Origin of the sequence: New Jersey aster yellows phytoplasma, assembly GCF_002554195.1 — a bacterium.
Taxonomy (GTDB): Bacteria; Bacillota_I; Bacilli_A; order Acholeplasmatales; family Acholeplasmataceae; genus Phytoplasma.
Window position 1 is genome coordinate 1 of record NZ_MAPF01000074.1, and the last position, 602, is coordinate 602.

1 pseudogene is annotated in these 602 nt (G+C 25.2%); it reads right to left on the reverse strand.

Annotated features, from left to right (window positions below):
- Positions 1–56 precede the first annotated feature (56 nt).
- Positions 57–443, reverse strand: a pseudogene (locus BBA70_RS03620) (sigma-70 family RNA polymerase sigma factor); the annotation flags it as partial.
- Positions 444–602 lie beyond the last annotated feature (159 nt).

Here is a 602-nt window from a genome sequence, read left to right on the forward strand (position 1 = left end):
AATTCAGTTTTTACTTAGTTTAGTTTTAGTTTTTTATATATTCATGTTTTACTGTTTAGCCATAATTGATGCGGATTAAGGATTTTATCCCAATTAGGTTGTTTGTATTGTTCTTCTTTAAAACTGATATTGTTTGGTTTGGTGTTTTTTGGGGAATTGAAGGTGAATGGCTTTTTCTTATTAGTTCATTGATTGCAAAATTTTATTTTTGGAGTTGCATAAGTAACAAAGTCATAACCTAAATCTTGGTAATTATTTAGAGCTTTGATTAATCCTAAAATCCCTTCTTGATATAAATCCTCCTTAGTTAAAACTTTAGGGTAATATTTAAAATGATAAGCTAGTTTTTTTACTAAGGGCAAATGTAAATCGATTAATTGATTACGAATTTCTAAATTCTTTTTATTTTTTAAAAAATCTTTAAATAATTTTTGTCTTAACATTCAATTCCTCTCTAAAAACATTTTTTTAGAAAAGATATGAAATTATTTTTCAGTCTTGAAACAAAAAAAGACTAACTTAATAGTTAGCCTTAAAGAATTTTTAAAAAGTAAAAAGTGTCTAAACTTTTGGAACACCTCATCATGCGCTGTTCCGTTTTT